Source organism: Curtobacterium sp. MCBA15_009 (genome assembly GCF_001864895.1).
Lineage (GTDB): Bacteria > Actinomycetota > Actinomycetes > Actinomycetales > Microbacteriaceae > Curtobacterium.
Genome location: NZ_MJGO01000023.1, coordinates 37,553 through 54,062, shown reverse-complemented (window position 1 = coordinate 54,062; position 16,510 = coordinate 37,553). Strand labels below are relative to the sequence as shown.

Here is a 16,510-nt window from a genome sequence, read left to right as displayed (position 1 = left end):
CCCGGTGAGCAGAAGACGACGGGTGTGCTCGTGGGACCCGACGTCTTCTGCTCACTGGACGTCGGGCCCACCCGGCCCCGCCCTGCGTCAGGCCGCAGCTCCTCAGGCCGTCAGGCCGAGGACGATGTCGTGCACGACCCGGGCCGCCCGGGCAGCCGCGTCGTCCAGGTGCTCGCGGAACTCGTCGCCGTCGGGGGCGCACAGGTCGCTGATGCACCGGACCGAGACGAACGGCATGTCGTGCACGTGCGCGAACTGCGCGATCGCCGCCGACTCCATGTCGACCGCGGCGACGGTGGGGAAGGCGTCGCGGAGCAGGCGGGCGCGGCCCTCGGTGACGAAGACCTCGCTCGAGCCGATGGTCGCGGCCAGCACCCGGTCCCCGGTGTCGGCGTCGCGTGCGAGCGCGAGCAGCCGGTCGTCCGGGGCGTAGCCCGTCGGCATGCCCGGGACCTGGCCGAGCGCGTAGCCGAAGGCCGTCGCGTCGGCGTTGAGGTTCACGTAGCGGTCCCCTACGACCACGTCGCCGATCGCGACGCCGTGCATCAGCCCGCCGGCCGTGCCCACGCTGATCACCGGCACGCCGGGACCGTAGTCGTGGAAGCAGTGCGCCACGGTGGCGGTGGCGTTCGTGAAACCGATGCCGCTGCGGCGCACCGCGACGGTCGCGCCGTCGATCTCGAGCAGGTGGTGGTCGTCGTGGCCGCCGACCGGGCCGTCGAGGACCGGCGTGCCGTCGAAGAGCGAGGCGAAGGCCGCGACCTCTTCACTCATGGCGGCGATGACGACCGCGATCGGGCGTTGGTGGGGGAGCACTGATCGATCCTCGCACGCGCCACGGACGTCGCGGACACCGGCACGTCCCGGACGGCGTGCCGCGGCGTACGGTCGGCGACACCGCGGTCGTCCCGCTCGGGGCGGGCCGCACCGACGACCAGGAGGATCGCATGAGCCAGCACGTCACCACCGCTTCGGTCACCGCCCGCACCCTGCTCCGCGTCGCGCTGGGGGCGGTACTCGTCTCGCACGGCTCCCAGAAGCTCTTCGGCGCGTTCGGCGGGGGCGGGATCGAGGGGACCGCCCAGGGCATGCACGCCATGGGCTTCCGGCCCGGCCGCCGCAACGCCGTGCTCGCGGGGATCGGCGAGGCGGGTTCCGGAGCGGCGCTGGCCCTCGGGCTCGCCACGCCGATCGCGGGCGCCGGGGCCGCCACGACCATGGGCGTCGCGTCGAGCGTGCACACGCCGAACGGGTTCTTCAACGCGGACGGCGGCCTCGAGTTCCCGGCGTTCCTCGGCTTCACGGCGGCGATGTTCGCCCTGGGCGGCCCCGGTCCGGTGTCGCTCGACCACGCGACGCGGCACGTCCTCGACCGGCCGTGGCTGCGCGCCGTCGCCCTCGTCGCGGTGCCGGTGGCGATCGCGGTGCAGGTCACGCAGCGGCGGCGGGCACTCGCGTCCGACCCCGCGCCGAGCGGCGACGCCACCGGCGACCAGCCAGACGCGTAGCGCGCAGTCCGCCGCAGGCGGCGCTCGGCGATCCGGCGACGGCGCGCCGCACCCCTGTGGTCACGGGGGTGTGATGCCGCCGAGCCGGGCTTCTTCCGCGTCGTAGCCGGCGCGCACCTGCCGGAGGACCAGGTCGTCGATCTCGTCGGCGTCGCGGAGGCGCAGCAGCGTCGCCGCCTTGTGCTGCACGAGCGCGAGTTCCAGGGCGACGGCGCTGTCGTGCCGCTGCACGGCGGGGTGGTCGTCGTCGTCCTCCTCGCGGGCCTGGATGACGTCGAGGTGTGCCTCGTAGTCCTTCCGCACCCGCTCGACCGTGGCGCGGTCGGCACCGGCGGAGCGGGCGAGGCGGGGGAGCGCGGCGAGCGCTTCCTCGATGGCCGTCCGTTCGGCGTACCGGCGCTCCTCGCCGACGGACTCGTCCTCGGGCAGCGCGGCGGCCCGGAGCACCGCGGGCAGCACGAGCGCCTGCCCGACGATGGTCACGACGACGACCCCGGCGGTCACGAAGACGATGAGGTCGCGGTCCGGGAACCCGCTGCCGGACTCGAGGGTGCGCGGCACGGCGACGGCCATCGCGAGCGACACCGCGCCGCGGAACCCGGCGAAGCCGCTCACCAGCCGGTCGCGGTGCCCTTCGCGCGGTGCGCCGCCGGTGCGCCGGGTGACGACCCAGACGGCACCGCCCGCGGCGTTGAGGAAGGCGAAGCGCACGAGCACGAGGACGGCGGCGACGGCGAGGATGATCCCGCCGGCGCGCAGCAGGTCGCGGGGTTCGAGCGCGCGGGCGGCGACCATCGCCTCGATGCCGACCAGCACGAACAGCGCTCCGTTGAGCAGGAAGGTCAGGAAGGACCAGAACGCGCGGACCTGCTGCCGGGTCTCGGCACGGTCGAGCTTCGGACCGACCTGGCTCACGACGATCCCGGCCGCCACCACCGCCAGGACGCCCGAGGCGCCGATCGCCTCGGCCGCCAGGAACGCGGCGAACGGCACGAGCAGGGTGACGAGGTTCTCGAGCACGACGGTGTCGACCCGTCGGAGCACCAGGGTGCCGACCCACGCCGCGGCGAGACCGGCCGCGACGCCGCCCAGGTAGGACAGCGCGAGCATGCCGGACACGCCCCAGAAGGTCAGCTCCTGCGTGCCGACGGTCACCGCGACCGCGATGCCGTAGACGACGAGGGTGGTGCCGTCGTTGACCAGGCTCTCCGCGCGGAGCACCGTCACGTTGCGCCGGGGCAGCATCTTCGTGAGCACACCAACCGCGGTGGCGTCGGTCGGCGCGACGGCGGCACCGAGCACCCAGGCCGGCCCCCACGGCATGCCGAGCAGGTGCAGCAGCACGGCGACCGCGCCCGCCGTCACGACGACGAGCAGGGTGCCCATCAGCACGATGCCGCGCAGGTTCTTCCGGATCTCGCGCAGCGACGTGGTGAGGCTCTCCCAGTACAGCAGCGCCGGCAGGAAGAGCAGCAGCACGGCGTCGGCGGGCAGCTCGACGTGCGCGAACGCCGGTACGAAGGCGAGCAGGGCGCCGAAGACGAGCAGCAGCACGGGCGGGGCGACCCGCAGGCGGTCGGCGAGCCCGGCCGTCAACGCGATGGCGAGGCCGAGCACGACCACCAGTTCAGGACCCAGCACGCGCACTCCTCGTTCGACCGACACTCCAGTCAACGCGGATCACGTGGGGGATGCACACAGTGAGCAGAAGACGTCGGGTCGAAGGTGCCGACCCGACGTCTTCTGCTCACTGGACGTGCGCGAGCGCGAACGTACCGCGCGTGCGCGAGCGTGCCGCGCTCGCGTCAGTCGTGGAACGTCTCGATCGACGCGCCGAGCGAGTTGAGGCGCTCCTGCAGCTGCTCGTAGCCACGGGCGATGATGCCCACGTTGCGGAGTACGCTCTCGCCCTTGGCCGCGAGCATCGCCAGCAGGATGACCACGGCGGGCCGGAGCGCCGGCGGGCAGCTGATCTCGGCGCCGGAGAAGTGCGTCGGGCCCGTGACGTCGAGCCGGTGCGGGTCGCGCAGGGTCACGCTCGCACCGAGGCGGGTCAGGTCGAGCAGGTGGATCGCCCGGCCCTCGTACACCCAGTCGTGCACGAGCGTGGTGCCCGACGCGCAGGCCGCGATGACGACGAAGAACGGCAGGTTGTCGATGTTCAGGCCGGGGAACGGCATCGCGTGGATCTTGTCGATCGGCGCGTGCAGCTCGGACGGGTGCACGGTGACGTCGACCAGGCGGGTGCGGCCGTTCGCGGCGGCGTACTCCTCGCTGACGTCGAAGCGCAGCCCCATCTCGGCGAGGGTGGCGAGCTCGATCTCGAGGAACTCGATCGGTGCGCGCGTGACGGTCAGGGTCGAACCGGTGACGATGCCGGCGGTGAGCAGGCTCATGGCCTCGACCGGGTCCTCGCTCGGCCAGTAGTCCACGACCTCGTCGATGCGGCTCTTGCCGGTGATGCGGAGCGTGGTCGTGCCGATGCCCTCGATGCGCACCCCGAGCAGCTCGAGGAAGAAGCAGAGGTCCTGCACCATGTAGTTGGGGCTGGCGTTGCGGATGACGGTCTCACCGTCGCGGGCGGCCGCGGCGAGGATCGCGTTCTCGGTGACCGTGTCGCCACGCTCGGTGAGCACGACGGACTTCGTCGGGACGGCCTGGTTCGCGACGCCGACCTCGTACCAGCCGGAGGTCGCCTCGACGTCGACGCCGAAGGGGCGCAGCGCGATGAGGTGCGGCTCGACCGTGCGGGTGCCGAGGTCGCAGCCGCCGGCGTAGGGGAGTCGGAAGGACTCGAAGCGGCCGCTGAGCGGACCGAGGAACATGAGGACGCTCCGGGTGCGACGGGCGGCGTCGGCGTCGATCGCGTCGAGACGCAGGTCGTCGGGCGCGACGATCTCGAGCGTCTCGCCGTCCTCGCTCCAGGTGACGCTCGCGCCGAGGCTGCGGAGCACGTCGATGATCCGGTCGACCTCGACGATGCGCGCCACCTTGTGCAGGCGGGTGACGCCGCGGTTGAGCAGCGAGGCGCAGAGCAGCGCGACGGCGGCGTTCTTGCTCGAGTTCACGGCGATGGAGCCGCTCAGCTTGCGACCGCCCTGCACGCGCAGGTGGGCGCGCTGCGGGGCGCCGCCGATCGAGACGATCTGCTGGTCGAGGGCGTCGCTGATGCGGGTGAGCATCTCGAGGGACAGGTTCTGGCCGCCCTGCTCGATGCGGTTGATCGCGCTCTGGCTCGTGCCGACGCGTTCGGCGAGCTGCGCCTGGGTCATGCTGCGACCCTTGCGGGCGCCCCGGATGAGGGCGCCGACCTCGCGGAGCGGCGCGGCGGTGGTGGCTGCCGGGGCGATCGGCGTGACGACGGAGGTGGTGTCGGACATGTCGTCACGGTAACACGCTCATGAGATAAAACGAGGGGTACAGCACCCAGGGTGTTCACATGGAGCGCGGGAATACACCGTCCATGAGAAGTCAGGCGCGGTGCCAGCCGAGATCGTTGTCGTCGAACACCCAGTCCTCGGTCGCCCCGGGCGCCGGTTGCGGATCGCTGAGCCAGACCGTGGCGCCGGGCGTCCACCCGGCGATGACACTGGCCGCTCCGGCGCCGACCGGGACCGCCGTCCCGGCGGCGCGGAGCCAGCAGAGGACCGTCAGGTGGACGGCGTCGTGTTCCTCGGCGACCCCGGCCCAGTCGGGGGTCACCCAGTCGCCGTCGCGCCCGGTCGTGTGGTACCAGTCGTGCCGCCGGGTCGTGCCGCTGACGTCGACCGACCACCGCCGGCACAGTGCGGCCCAGTCGTCCGCGTCGTCGACCACCAGGACGCGCGCACCGGGCGCCGTGTGCACGGGCGCGACCGCGGCGCGTTCCCAGCCGAAGTCGTCCTCGACCGCCCACAGGCCGACCGGGCCGTTCGCGCCGTGCGCGGCCGTCGTGGTGACGAGCCCGTCAGGAGGGGTGGACCACCACGAACCGCCCACCGCTGCGTCGGCCGGGCGCCGTCGATCGCGCGGGCGCACCGCTGCGACCTCGTCCTCGAGTGCCGTGCGCCAGGCGGCGAGCGCGCGGCCCGCGGCGTCCGGTCCCTCACCGTGCTCGGGGTGGCGGCCGTGCTCGCCGTGGAACACCGTGCTCCACTGCGGGGCACCGCGCGGCGCGTCGAGCACTGACCGGACCGCCGGCAGGCCCGCCCAGGCGGTGGCCAGGCGTGCGACGACGGGTGCCAGAGCGGCGTCTGCGAGCACGACGTCGGCCGCGTCCGGTTCCTGCCACGACATCGCGCTGGCGGTGGTGTCGGCAAGCGCGCGGAGGACGTGCCGCACGCCGACGTCGGACGGCGTGACCGTCGCGAACGCAGCGTCGAGCGCCGCCGCGACCTCGGTGACGGGCGGCGCCGGCTCCGGGACGGGTCGGGGGTCGGTTCCGGCGCCGAACAACGAGACGCCGTCACCGCGCTCCCGCGCCAGGTGGTACTCGGCCCAGAACCGCACCTGCCCGAGACGCTCCGCCGCGGGCCCGTCGGCGTCGAGCACCTGGTCGAGCAGTGCGGAGCAGAACCGCCGGCCACGAGGGCCGACGGTCAGGTCAGTGGTGGTGAGCACCGGGCCAGGGTAGTGCCCACCGCTAACGCCGCCGCCGACCCCGCCGATAGTCCTCGGTGCAGCCCACGGACGGGCGGCATCCCGCCCCACGGACGGCGGCGGGACGATCGAGAACCAGGACGGGCCATGATCGTCGTCACACGACTGAACGGCAGCGGATTCGCTGTGAACCCCGATCTCGTGGAGCGCATCCAGGAGACGCCGGACACGACGCTCATCATGGTCGACGGGGCGAAGTACATCGTCCGCGAGTCCATGGCCGACGTCATCGACCTCATCGCCGCGTACCGCGCCCGGATCGTCGGGATGGCCTACGGCACCGACACCTCCGTCGGCGCACTCCGCGACGCGACCGGCCCGCAGCCGACCCTCGCCCCGGTGGCACCGATCCACCCGCAGCACCCGCGCGTGCAGGACGGGGGTCGCTGACGTGGACATCGCGACCATCATCGGGATCCTCCTGGCCTTCGGCGCCCTGTTCGGCATGGCGCAGATGGAGCACGTCGAGATGGCGGGGCTCTTCCTGCCCGCGCCGATGCTCCTCGTCTTCGTCGCCACCATCGGCTGCGGGGTCGCGAGCACGACGCTCAAGGACGCCCTCGCCGCGTTCAAGGCCGTGCCGAAGGCGTTCACCGGCAAGGTCACCCCGCCGCAGTCCGTCATCGACGACGTGGTCGGCCTGGCCGAGACGGCGCGGGCGAACGGGCTGCTCGCCCTCGAGCAGGAGGCCGACAAGCACGACGACCCGTTCATGAAGAAGGCGCTGCAGAACATCGCCGACGGCACCGACGGTGACGAGCTGCGGATCCTGCTCGAGGACGAGATCGAGTCGAACAACGCGCCGATGCGGAGCGCGAGCGCGTTCTTCATGGGGCTCGGCGGCTTCGCGCCCACCGTCGGCATCATCGGCACCGTGGTGTCGCTGACCCACGTGCTCGCGAACCTCGGCAAGCCGGACGAGCTCGGCCCGCTCATCGCGAGCGCGTTCGTCGCGACGCTGTGGGGCCTGCTCACCGCGAACTTCCTGTGGCTGCCGTTCGGCGGCAAGCTCCGGAAGCTCGCGCAGCTCGAGACGGACCGGCAGACCCTGCTCATGGAGGGCCTGCTCGCGGTGCAGGCGGGCAGCCAGCCGCGCCTGCTCGGCGAGCGGCTCAAGGCGATGGTCCCGCCGGCGGCCCGGGTCGACGCGGCTGCGGGCAAGGGCGGCAAGGGCGCGAAGAGCGTCGACGCCGACGACCAGCAGCTGGCGGCCTGACGATGAGCGCCAACCCCCGCGGGCGTGGCCGTGGTCGCGCGAAGAAGTCGCACGACGAGGCCGAGCACCCCGACGAGCGCTGGATGGCGTCCTACATGGACATGATCACCGTCCTGATGTGCATGTTCCTCGTGCTGTTCGCGATGTCGACGGTGGACCAGCAGAAGTACATCCAGCTGAAGAACTCGCTCGCCACCGGCTTCGGCGAGGTGAAGTCGCAGAAGGTCGACACCGCGTCCGGCACCGTCGTGACGAAGGACCAGGTCGAGGACGGCTCCGGGTACTCGACGGACAAGTCGCAGGCCGACCACTCCACGGCCTCGTCCGGCACGAAGGACACGAACGTCGACCCGGCCTCGACGGTGGTGCCGACGACCGCGTCGAAGCAGGACCTCGCGGCGGCGAAGCGCGAGCTCGACGACCTGACGAAGCTCGAGCGTGCGATCCAGCGCAACCTGTCGAAGGCCGGACAGACCGCGAACGTGCAGTTCACGGTCGACGCCCGCGGGCTGACGGTGCGCCTGGTCGGCAGCGAGACCTACTTCGGCACGAACAGCGCCGACCTGTCCGCGCAGGCCGAGGGGATCATGGACGCGATCGCGCCGGTGCTGCGGACGAGCCACCACGACGTCAGCATCGAGGGCCACGCCGACCAGCGGAACTCGACGGCGCCCTACGCCACGAACTGGGAGCTCAGCGCGGCGAGGGCGACCGGGGTGCTCCGCGACCTGGTCGAACGGGGCGGCATGCCGGGCGACCACGTGCAGAGCGTCGGGTTCGGGTCGAGCCGGCCGTTGGCGAAGGGCGGTACCGAGGCCGACCTCGCCCTGAACCGCCGCGTCGACATCGTGGTGCTGTCGAACGCCGACCAGGACGTCAGCGCCCTCATGCCGGCACTCGCGAAGGCGCAGGACGGAGCGACCGCCGGGTAGCGCAGACGCACAGGGCGGAGCGACCGCCGGGGAGCCCTCGACCGCCCCACTACGGGGTACAGCACTGACGGCCGGCACACAGCCGACCGATAGACGCACCCGTGACCGAGACCCTGACCGCGCCCGAGGTGTACGACTTCGCGCGCCCGTCGACGCTCGCCCGCGAGCACGCCCGGGTCCTCGAGCTCGCCTTCGAGACGTTCGCCCGGCAGTGGGGCACGCAGCTCACCGCGAAGGTGCGCGCGGTGAGCCAGGTCACCTGCGAGCAGGTGCAGATGACGACGTACGACGAGTACGCCGCCTCGCTGCCGGCGCTCACCGGCATGGTGCTGCTGCCGATCGCCCACCTCAGCGCGAAGGGCGTGCTGCAGGTGCCCCTCGACGCTGCGCTCACCTGGGTGTCGCACGCGCTCGGCGCCTCGAAGCCGCTGCCCACGCCGGAACGCACCTTCACGCCGATCGAGCAGGCGCTCGTGCGGAAGATCGTCGAGGACGCCCTCGACGACCTCCGCTACTCGTTCGGCGGGCTGCTCGTGCACGAGGTCGCCACGGGTGGCTTCCAGTTCAACTCGCAGTTCGCCCAGGCCGCGCAGAAGGCCGACCTGATGATCGTCGCGTCGTTCTCGATCCGCGTCGGCGACCGGGTGGCGCCCGGCACCCTCGCGCTGCCCGCCGAGGCGGTGCTGCCGCAGCTCGGCGAGACCGCCTCGACGCCGTCGCCGGCGGACGCCCAGGCGCTGCTCGACGCGCAGCTCGCCGGTGTGCCGGTCGGGGTCGGCCTGCGGTTCGCGTCGGCGACGGTCCTGCCGCAGCAGGTGCTCCGACTCGCCGTCGGCGACGTCCTGCCCCTGCCGCACCCGCAGCACCGGCCCCTCACCATCGCCGTCGACGGCGAGCCCGTCGGCACGGCCGCGGTCGGCGCGAACGGGTCGCGCCTGGCCGGCATCGTCGTCACCACCACCACATCGGAGCAGCACGCATGACCGTCACCACCCTCCAGACCGCTGCGGCCGAGTCGCTCGCGGCGCAGCTCCCGACGGCCGCCCCCCTGGGTGCGGTGCTCCTGCCGGGAGGCGCGACCAGCGCCGTCCTCGACGCGGCGGCGGACGCCGTGGTCGCGTCGTTCGTCGGCGGCCTGTCGGCCGACCTGGCCCTCGTGCTCACCGACCTCGAGGCGATCACCGCCGCGGGCGGGACCGAGCACGGCATCGTGGCGGTCACCGACGTCCTGCGCCCCTCGCTCGAGGCCGCGGCGTCCGTGCTCGGCGTCGGCGTCCTCGGCGAGGCGAGCCGCGAGTCGGCCGCGTCGCTGCTCGCCGACCCGGACACCGTCGTGTTCGAGCTCACCGCCGGCGGCGTCCCCGGGGGCTGGTTCGGGCTGCGCGTGCGCGAGAACGGCACGGTGTCGGCGGCGGTGGCCCCCGCGGCCCTGCCGACCGGCAACCTCGGCCGCATCAACAACGTCGAGATGACGCTCACGGTGGAGATCGGACGCACCCGGATGTCGGTGCGCGACGTGCTCGGCATGGAGCCGGGCGCCGTCGTCGAGCTCGACCGCAGCGCCGGTGCCCCGGCCGACGTGCTGCTGAACGGGCGGCTCATCGCGCACGGCGAGGTCGTCGTCGTCGACCAGGACTACGCCGTCCGCATCACCCGCATCCTCGACGTCGCCGAATCCGTCTGAGCCGCCGACCGTGGACACCCTGCTCATCACCCTCCGCGTCGCGCTCTCGCTCGGCGTCGTGCTCGCCCTCATGTGGGTGCTGCACCGCGCCAGCCGCAAGCGCTTCACCGGCGGGCGGACCTCCGGGCGCCGCGCAGCGTCCGTCGAGGTCGTCGGGCGGCAGGGGATCGGCGGCAAGGCGAGCGTCGTCGTGGTCGACGTCGAGGGGGAGCGCCTCGTCCTCGGGGTCTCCGAGCACGGCGTCTCCCTGCTCACGAGCGCGCAGGCGCCCGCCCCCGAGCTCACCATCGTGACCGGTCCCGTCTCGCTGCCGGTGCGTCCCGCCCCGTCGGCGGACGCGTTCCGTCAGGAACTCGCGCTGCACGCGGACGCCACCCCGGGCCTCCCGTCCGACACCGCGGTGACCGCGGAACCGCTGCCGATGCGCCCCCGCAACCGACGCCAGCAGCGCACCGTCGTCCCGACGGCGGCGCAGCTGCAGGGCTCGATCCTGTCCGCGGAAACGTGGCGGCAGGCGGCGGCCGCGCTGCGGAACCGGCGGGCCGGGTGACCGCCGTCCGCACGGCGCGCGTGCTGGCCCTCGTCCTGCTCGGGGTGACCGTCGTCGCCGGCGTCCTCATGGTGACCGCGACGGGCGCGCACGCCGCGGGCGCGGTCGGGCCGACCGCCCCGGCGACCCCGACGCCGCCCGCCGGCGGGGACTTCAGCGTCAGCGTGAACGGTCCGGACGGCGGTCCGTCGTCCGCCGTCGTGACGCTCATCGGCATCACCCTGCTCAGCGTCGCTCCGGCGCTCATGCTCATGATGACGTCGTTCACGAAGATCTTCGTGGTGCTCGCGATGACCCGGAACGCGCTCGGCCTGCAGTCGATCCCGCCGAACCAGGTGATCGCCGGCCTCGCCCTGTTCCTGTCGCTGTTCGTGATGGCACCCGTGATCGGGCACATCAACGACGACGCGCTGCAGCCCTACCTGGCCGGGCACCTCAGCTTCGACCAGGCCGTCGAGATCGGCACGAAGCCGCTCCGGACCTTCATGCTGCACCAGACCCGCGACGAGGACCTGGCGCTCATCACCCGCGCCGCCGGCCTGGACAACCCCGCGTCGACGGCCGACGTGCCGATGACGACCGTCATCCCGGCGTTCATCATCTCGGAGCTCCGCAGCGCGTTCATCATCGGGTTCGTCATCTTCATCCCGTTCCTGGTCATCGACCTCGTCGTCTCCGCGGCGCTCATGTCGATGGGCATGATGATGCTCCCGCCGGTGATGATCTCGCTGCCGTTCAAGATCCTGCTCTTCGTCCTCGTCGACGGCTGGGGCCTCATCATCCGGTCGCTCATCGAGAGCTACCACGTTGTCTAGGGGGCGCGCGTGAACCAGCAGGCGGTCATCGACCTCGTGCTCCAGGCCCTCCTGGTGGCCGGCAAGCTCGCCGCGCCCGTCCTCGTGACGTCCCTCGTGGTCGGCTTCGCCATCTCGCTCTTCCAGTCCGTGACGCAGATCCAGGAGGTCACGCTCTCGTTCGTGCCGAAGGCCGTCGCCGTCGCGATCGCCCTCGTCGTCTGCGGCAACTGGATGATCTCGGAGATGGTGTCGTTCACCCACGTCGCCTTCGACATGATCCCGAAGCTGCTCGGGGCGTAGCCGGTGGAGCTCGCGTTCGACGCCGACCGACTGGAGGCGACCATGCTCGCCGGCGTCCGGTTGGTGGCGTTCCTCGTGATCGCCCCGCCGTTCTCGTACCGGGCGTTCCCGGGCGCGGTGAAGGTGATCCTCGGGCTCGGCCTGGCCATCGGCGTCGCACCGCGCGTCGCGGTGGGCTACGAGTCGCTCGCGACCGGACCGTTCCTGCTCGCGTTGCTGACGCAGCTGCTGGTCGGGCTCGGGCTCGGGTTCCTCGTGTTCCTGGTGTTCGCCGCGGTGCAGTCCGCCGGCGCCCTCATCGACCTGTTCGGCGGGTTCACGCTGGCGCAGGCGTTCGACCCGCAGTCCCAGGTCAACGGCGCCCAGTTCACCCGGCTGTTCCAGATGGCGGCGCTCGCCCTGCTCTTCACCTCCGGCGGGTACCAGCTCATCGTCGGCGGCCTCGTGCGCTCGTTCGACGCCGTGCCGCTCACCGGTTCCTTCGGGGTGGACGCACTCGCCCCGCTGCTCGTCACCGCCGTGTCGCAGATGTTCCTGGCGAGCCTGCAGATCGCCGGTCCGCTCGTCGTCGTGCTGTTCCTGGCCGACGTCGGCCTCGGGCTGCTCACCCGCGTCGCCCCGGCGCTCAACGCGTTCCAGCTCGGGTTCCCGATCAAGATCGGGCTCACCGTGCTCTTCGCCGGTGCGCTCTTCATGGCCCTGCCCTCGGTGGTGTCGTCGCTGACCGGTGACGCCGTCCAGGCGATCACGGGACGGGGGTGACCAGCGATGTCCGACAGCGGTGAGAAGTCCGAGAAGGCCACCGACAAGCGCATGCGCGAGGTCCACCGGAAGGGCCAGCTCGGGCGCTCCCAGGACCTCGGCGCGTGGGTCGGCATCGCCGTCGTGGCGATGATGGTGCCGTCGGTGATCGGCAACGCGGCGGCGGCGGGGACCTCGCAGCTCGCGGCCGTCCGCACCGTCATCGCCAACCCGACGATCGGCACCGTCGACCAGGTCTTCCACGACGCGATGGCGAGCATCGGGGCGACGCTCGGTCCGCCGCTCGCCGTCGTCCTCGTCGCCGTCACGGCCGCCGCCGTCGCGCAGGGCGGCGTGCACGTCCGGAAGCTCATGCCGGAGCCGTCGCACTTCGACCCCGTCGCCGGCCTCAAGCGGGTGTTCGGCGTGCAGGCGCTCTGGAACGGGGTGAAGGCCCTGCTCAAGACCGCCGTCGTCGGCCTCGTGCTCTGGTTCGCCGTGCAGGGCCTCATGCCCGTGCTCATGACGAGCGGCTCGCTCCCGCTGTCCGCCGTGCTCGAGGCCGCGGCCGACGGCGCTGGCACCCTGCTCCGGGCCGCCATCGTCGCCGGACTGCTGCTCGCGGCGATCGACGTCTTCGTGGTGGTCCGGCGCAACCGCAAGCGCACCATGATGACGAAGCGCGAGGTCAAGGACGAGCACAAGTCGAGCGACGGCGACCCGCTCGTCAAGGGACAGCGCCGCTCCCGGCAGCTCGCGATGAGCCGCAACCGGATGATCGAGGCGATCGGCACCGCGGACGTCGTGATGACGAACCCGACCCACTACGCCGTCGCCCTGCGGTACGAACCCGGCAAGTCTGCGCCGCGCGTCGTCGCGAAGGGGGCCGGACCCGTCGCCGACGTCATCCGGTCCCGTGCCGAGGACGAGCGCGTGCCGATCGTCCGCGACGTGCCGCTCACCCGGGCCCTGCACGCTGCGTGCGAGCTCGGCCACGAGATCCCCGCCGACCTCTACACGCCGGTGGCGCGGGTGCTGTCCTTCGTGATGGCGCTCAAGGCGCGCGGTGCGGCGGCCGGCACGCACGCGCCCCCCGTTCCCACCACGGCCGCCGAGGTCGCCACGGTCATCGACCCCGCGACCCTGACCGGCGACCTCCGTCCCCGCAAGCTCCGACCACCCCGCCCCGAAGGACTCCCCGCATGAACCGCAAGGACCTGCCGAAGCTCGTCGTCCCGGTGTTCATCGTCGGCATCATCCTGCTGCTGATCCTGCCGGTGCCGTCGTTCCTGCTCGACTTCCTCATCATCATCAACATCCTGTTGGCGCTGGTGATCCTGCTCACGACGCTGTTCGTGAAGAAGCCGCTCGACTTCTCGGTGTTCCCGTCGCTGCTGCTCGTGGCGACGCTGTTCCGGCTCGGGCTGAACGTGGCGTCGACCCGGCTCGTGCTCGGCGAGGGGTTCGCCGGCGACGTCATCCAGGCGTTCGGCCACGTCGCGGTGTCCGGCTCGATCATCATCGGCGCGGTGATCTTCCTCATCCTCATCGTCATCCAGTTCGTCGTGGTGACGAAGGGCGCCGAGCGCGTCGCCGAGGTGGGCGCCCGGTTCACGCTCGACGCGATGCCCGGCAAGCAGATGGCGATCGACGCCGACCTCAACGCCGGCCTCATCACGGACGAGCAGGCGAAGGAGCGCCGCGCCGCGGTGTCCGCCGAGGCCGACTTCTACGGCGCGATGGACGGGGCGTCGAAGTTCGTCAAGGGCGACGCCATCGCCGGCATCCTCATCATCGTCATCAACCTGGTCGGCGGCATCGCGATCGGCATGCTGCAGAACGGGCTCTCCGCCACCGACGCCCTGTCGAAGTACGGCATCCTGACGATCGGCGACGGCCTCGTCACCCAGATCCCCGCGCTGCTCATGGCGGTGTCCACGGGCATGATCGTGACGCGCTCCGGCGCGGAGTCGGAGATGGGCGCGTCCGCAGCGACGCAGCTGTCGCAGTCGCGGAACGCGCTGCTCATCGCCGGTGTCGCCGCGATCGCCATGGGCTTCATCCCCGGCATGCCGATCCTGCCGTTCCTGCTCGTCGGCGCGACGCTGCTGTTCACCGGGTGGCGCATCGGCCAGAACGTCGCGAAGGCCGAACGCGAGGCCGCGCAGCAGCAGGCGCTCGAGGCAGCGGCCCCGTCCGGCGACACCCCCGAGGACCTCGTCGAGCAGATGCGCGTGCACGCGCTCGAGATCCTGCTCGCCCCCGACCTCGTGGACATGGTCAGCGGTGCGTCGGACGACCTGCTCGGCCGGGTCCGGGCGCTCCGCCGCAAGGTCGCCGTCGACATGGGCGTCGTCGTCCCGCCGGTGCGCACCCGCGACAGCATCGACCTGCCCCCGTCGACCTACGCGATCCGCATCGCCGGGGTGGAGGCCGGCCGCGGCACCGCCCCGGCGCGGAGCGTCCTGGCGCTCGGCGACCACCTGGACGGGCTGCCCGGCGACACGACGGTCGAACCCGTCTTCGGCCTGACCGGCAAGTGGGTCCCCGCCGAGCTGCGGCACGCCGCGGAGATGACCGGGGCGACCGTCATCGACCGGGTCTCGGTGCTCGTCACCCACCTGCAGGCCATCATCGGCGACAACGCCGCCCGGCTCCTGACCCGCGAGGACGTCAAGGTCCTGACCGAGGGCGTCAAGCAGGTCAACCCGGCCGCGGTCGAGGAGCTCGTCCCCGGCATGCTGTCGATGGCCGAGCTGCAGCGCGTGCTGCAGGGACTGCTCGCCGAGCGGGTGCCGATCAACGACCTCGGGCGCATCTGCGAGGCCCTGACGCTCCGCGCGAAGGCGTCCACCGACCCCGAGGGACTCGTCGAGGCCGCCCGGGCCGCCCTCGGTCCGGCCCTGGCCGCACGCCACGCCGACGCCGGCACGCTGCGCGTCATCATGATCGACCCCCTGCTCGAGCAGGCGATGCTCGAGGGGCTGCGGCCGTCGGAGCAGGGCACCCAGATCGTCATCGACGCGCACCGCATCGAGCAGGTGCTCGGGTCCCTGCGCGACGCCGTGCGCAGCGTCGAGGACCAGGGCCTGTCCGCCGTGCTCGTCTGCGCCCCGCAGCTGCGCCCCGCCGTGCACCGCATGGTCGCGGCGCAGTCGAACGGCCTGCCGGTGCTCTCCTACCAGGAGGCCACCGCCGCGGGCTCCACCATCGAGACCGTGGGAGTCGTCCGTGCCGCCGACCCGATCGCAGCGTAGCGGCGCGACGCTCGAGGCCCTGCGCGACGCCGTCCGGGCCGAGTTCGGGCCGTCGGCGCGCATCGTCGCCGCCGAGCGCGTCACCACGCCCGGCATCGGCGGGCTGTTCCGCAAGGCACACGTCGAGGCCACCGTCGAGGTCCCCGACCCGACGGACCCGCCGACCGCGCAGGTCACCATCGCGAGCACGCCGGTGCAGCGGATCGGGATCGCGGCGCTCCTGGCCGACGCCGAGGCGACCGAGGCCCGCATCGCCGGCACCGACGGCACCGCGACGACGCGCGCCGACGCGTTCGCGTCGGTGCTCGACGGCTTCGCCCTGGACGGCATCACGGGGAGCGCCCCGCGCCCGACGCGCGCGCTGCCGGAGCCGGATGCGCCCCTGGACGTCGACCCGCGCCTCCAGGCCGCCACCGATGCGCGGCCGGGAGGCCCGACCAGCGTCCCCGACACGGCCCGCGCCGTGCGCGTGGCCCGGCCCGCCGCCCCCGCCGTGCGGTCCGCGGACGGCGACCTGGTGCTGCTCGTCGGCCGGCCGAACGACGTCGACGCCGCCGCCGGGCTGTTCGCGCTCCGCTACGGCCTGCGGCCGAGCGACGCCGCCGACCGACGCTCGGCGATCCTGGCGCGGGCCGACGGCGTCCGCGACGGCCACGCCGTCCTGGCGGTGGCCGCCTGGGACGACCGGGCGACCGGCGACGGCGTCGAGGCCGACCAGGTCTGGGTCGTCGTCGACGTCGGCCGGAAGCCCGAGGACGCCGCGGCGATGCTGTCCGCCGTGGCCGACCGGCTGCCCGTCGCCGGCGTCGTCGCCATCGGGGCGGGGGAGACCGCCACGCCGGAGTCCGTCGACCTGCTGGGGGTCCCGGTCCTGTCGCTAGGCTGAG

The 16,510-nt window shown here is 72.8% G+C and carries 17 protein-coding genes; 13 read left to right on the top strand and 4 right to left on the bottom strand.

The window, feature by feature from the left end; translation table 11 throughout:
• Positions 1-102: 102 nt before the first annotated feature.
• A complete protein-coding gene (gene mtnN / locus BIU97_RS05955; RefSeq protein ID WP_083404603.1) occupies positions 103-816 on the bottom strand; it encodes a 5'-methylthioadenosine/S-adenosylhomocysteine nucleosidase in 714 nt (237 codons plus the stop codon).
• A gap of 131 nt (positions 817-947) precedes the next feature.
• Here mtnN and BIU97_RS05950 point away from each other — a divergent pair, with 131 nt between their 5' ends.
• Complete coding sequence (locus BIU97_RS05950; protein ID WP_071256301.1) at positions 948-1,508, top strand: DoxX family protein; 561 nt, start codon at positions 948-950, stop codon at positions 1,506-1,508.
• A gap of 60 nt (positions 1,509-1,568) precedes the next feature.
• Here BIU97_RS05950 and BIU97_RS05945 read toward each other — a convergent pair whose 3' ends face one another.
• The 3 genes from BIU97_RS05945 to BIU97_RS05935 all read right to left on the bottom strand — a co-directional run bounded on the left by BIU97_RS05945 (position 1,569) and on the right by BIU97_RS05935 (position 6,107).
• The gene (locus BIU97_RS05945; protein WP_071256302.1) at positions 1,569-3,149 is read right to left on the bottom strand and encodes a Na+/H+ antiporter; all 1,581 of its coding nucleotides are present in this window, start codon (positions 3,147-3,149) and stop codon (positions 1,569-1,571) included.
• 164 nt (positions 3,150-3,313) lie between these two features.
• The gene (locus tag BIU97_RS05940) at positions 3,314-4,888 is read right to left on the bottom strand and encodes a helix-turn-helix domain-containing protein (RefSeq protein WP_175472108.1); all 1,575 of its coding nucleotides are present in this window, start codon (positions 4,886-4,888) and stop codon (positions 3,314-3,316) included.
• A 91-nt stretch (positions 4,889-4,979) separates the two neighbouring features.
• Complete coding sequence (locus BIU97_RS05935) at positions 4,980-6,107, bottom strand: hypothetical protein (RefSeq protein WP_071297243.1); 1,128 nt, start codon at positions 6,105-6,107, stop codon at positions 4,980-4,982.
• 165 nt (positions 6,108-6,272) lie between these two features.
• Here BIU97_RS05935 and BIU97_RS05930 point away from each other — a divergent pair, with 165 nt between their 5' ends.
• The 12 genes from BIU97_RS05930 (at position 6,273) to BIU97_RS05875 (ending at position 16,509) form a co-directional block, all read left to right on the top strand.
• Entirely contained in the window at positions 6,273-6,536 is a 264-nt protein-coding gene (locus tag BIU97_RS05930) for a flagellar FlbD family protein (protein WP_441294391.1), read from the top strand.
• A 1-nt stretch (position 6,537) separates the two neighbouring features.
• Positions 6,538-7,362 (top strand): motility protein A, encoded by an 825-nt coding sequence (locus BIU97_RS05925; RefSeq protein WP_071255171.1) that lies wholly within the window; start codon positions 6,538-6,540, stop codon positions 7,360-7,362.
• Positions 7,363-7,364: 2 nt separating this feature from the next.
• Positions 7,365-8,294 carry an OmpA/MotB family protein gene (locus tag BIU97_RS05920; RefSeq protein ID WP_071255173.1) on the top strand — a complete coding sequence of 310 codons (930 nt, stop codon included), beginning with the start codon at positions 7,365-7,367 and terminating at the stop codon, positions 8,292-8,294.
• A 101-nt stretch (positions 8,295-8,395) separates the two neighbouring features.
• Positions 8,396-9,277 carry a flagellar motor switch protein FliM gene (locus tag BIU97_RS05915; protein WP_083420831.1) on the top strand — a complete coding sequence of 294 codons (882 nt, stop codon included), beginning with the start codon at positions 8,396-8,398 and terminating at the stop codon, positions 9,275-9,277.
• Complete coding sequence (gene fliN / locus BIU97_RS05910) at positions 9,274-9,978, top strand: flagellar motor switch protein FliN (RefSeq protein WP_071255179.1); 705 nt, start codon at positions 9,274-9,276, stop codon at positions 9,976-9,978. The genes BIU97_RS05915 and fliN overlap by 4 nt, the downstream gene beginning before the upstream one ends.
• A 10-nt stretch (positions 9,979-9,988) precedes the next feature.
• The gene (locus BIU97_RS05905; RefSeq protein WP_071297240.1) at positions 9,989-10,528 is read left to right on the top strand and encodes a FliO/MopB family protein; all 540 of its coding nucleotides are present in this window, start codon (positions 9,989-9,991) and stop codon (positions 10,526-10,528) included.
• Entirely contained in the window at positions 10,525-11,343 is an 819-nt protein-coding gene (gene fliP / locus BIU97_RS05900; RefSeq protein WP_071256309.1) for a flagellar type III secretion system pore protein FliP, read from the top strand. Before BIU97_RS05905 ends, fliP begins: the two co-directional genes overlap by 4 nt.
• Positions 11,344-11,352: 9 nt before the next feature.
• The gene (gene fliQ, locus BIU97_RS05895) at positions 11,353-11,625 is read left to right on the top strand and encodes a flagellar biosynthesis protein FliQ (RefSeq protein ID WP_071255183.1); all 273 of its coding nucleotides are present in this window, start codon (positions 11,353-11,355) and stop codon (positions 11,623-11,625) included.
• Positions 11,626-11,628: 3 nt separating this feature from the next.
• Complete coding sequence (locus BIU97_RS05890) at positions 11,629-12,387, top strand: flagellar biosynthetic protein FliR (protein WP_254782923.1); 759 nt, start codon at positions 11,629-11,631, stop codon at positions 12,385-12,387.
• A 6-nt stretch (positions 12,388-12,393) separates the two neighbouring features.
• Positions 12,394-13,572, top strand: a complete 1,179-nt coding sequence (locus tag BIU97_RS05885; RefSeq protein WP_071297239.1) for an EscU/YscU/HrcU family type III secretion system export apparatus switch protein — start codon at positions 12,394-12,396, stop codon at positions 13,570-13,572.
• A complete protein-coding gene (locus BIU97_RS05880) occupies positions 13,569-15,623 on the top strand; it encodes a flagellar biosynthesis protein FlhA (RefSeq protein WP_071297238.1) in 2,055 nt (684 codons plus the stop codon). The genes BIU97_RS05885 and BIU97_RS05880 overlap by 4 nt, the downstream gene beginning before the upstream one ends.
• Complete coding sequence (locus BIU97_RS05875) at positions 15,598-16,509, top strand: hypothetical protein (protein ID WP_071297237.1); 912 nt, start codon at positions 15,598-15,600, stop codon at positions 16,507-16,509. Before BIU97_RS05880 ends, BIU97_RS05875 begins: the two co-directional genes overlap by 26 nt.
• The last annotated feature ends 1 nt before the right edge of the window (position 16,510 follow it).

Coding starts and splice junctions, on each gene's coding strand:
- fliN (WP_071255179.1), top strand. CDS start 9,274: ATGACCGTCACCACCCTCCAGACCGCTGCGGCCGAGTCGCTCGCGGCG.
- BIU97_RS05940 (WP_175472108.1), bottom strand. CDS start 4,888: ATGTCCGACACCACCTCCGTCGTCACGCCGATCGCCCCGGCAGCCACC.
- BIU97_RS05885 (WP_071297239.1), top strand. CDS start 12,394: ATGTCCGACAGCGGTGAGAAGTCCGAGAAGGCCACCGACAAGCGCATG.
- BIU97_RS05920 (WP_071255173.1), top strand. CDS start 7,365: ATGAGCGCCAACCCCCGCGGGCGTGGCCGTGGTCGCGCGAAGAAGTCG.
- BIU97_RS05880 (WP_071297238.1), top strand. CDS start 13,569: ATGAACCGCAAGGACCTGCCGAAGCTCGTCGTCCCGGTGTTCATCGTC.
- BIU97_RS05950 (WP_071256301.1), top strand. CDS start 948: ATGAGCCAGCACGTCACCACCGCTTCGGTCACCGCCCGCACCCTGCTC.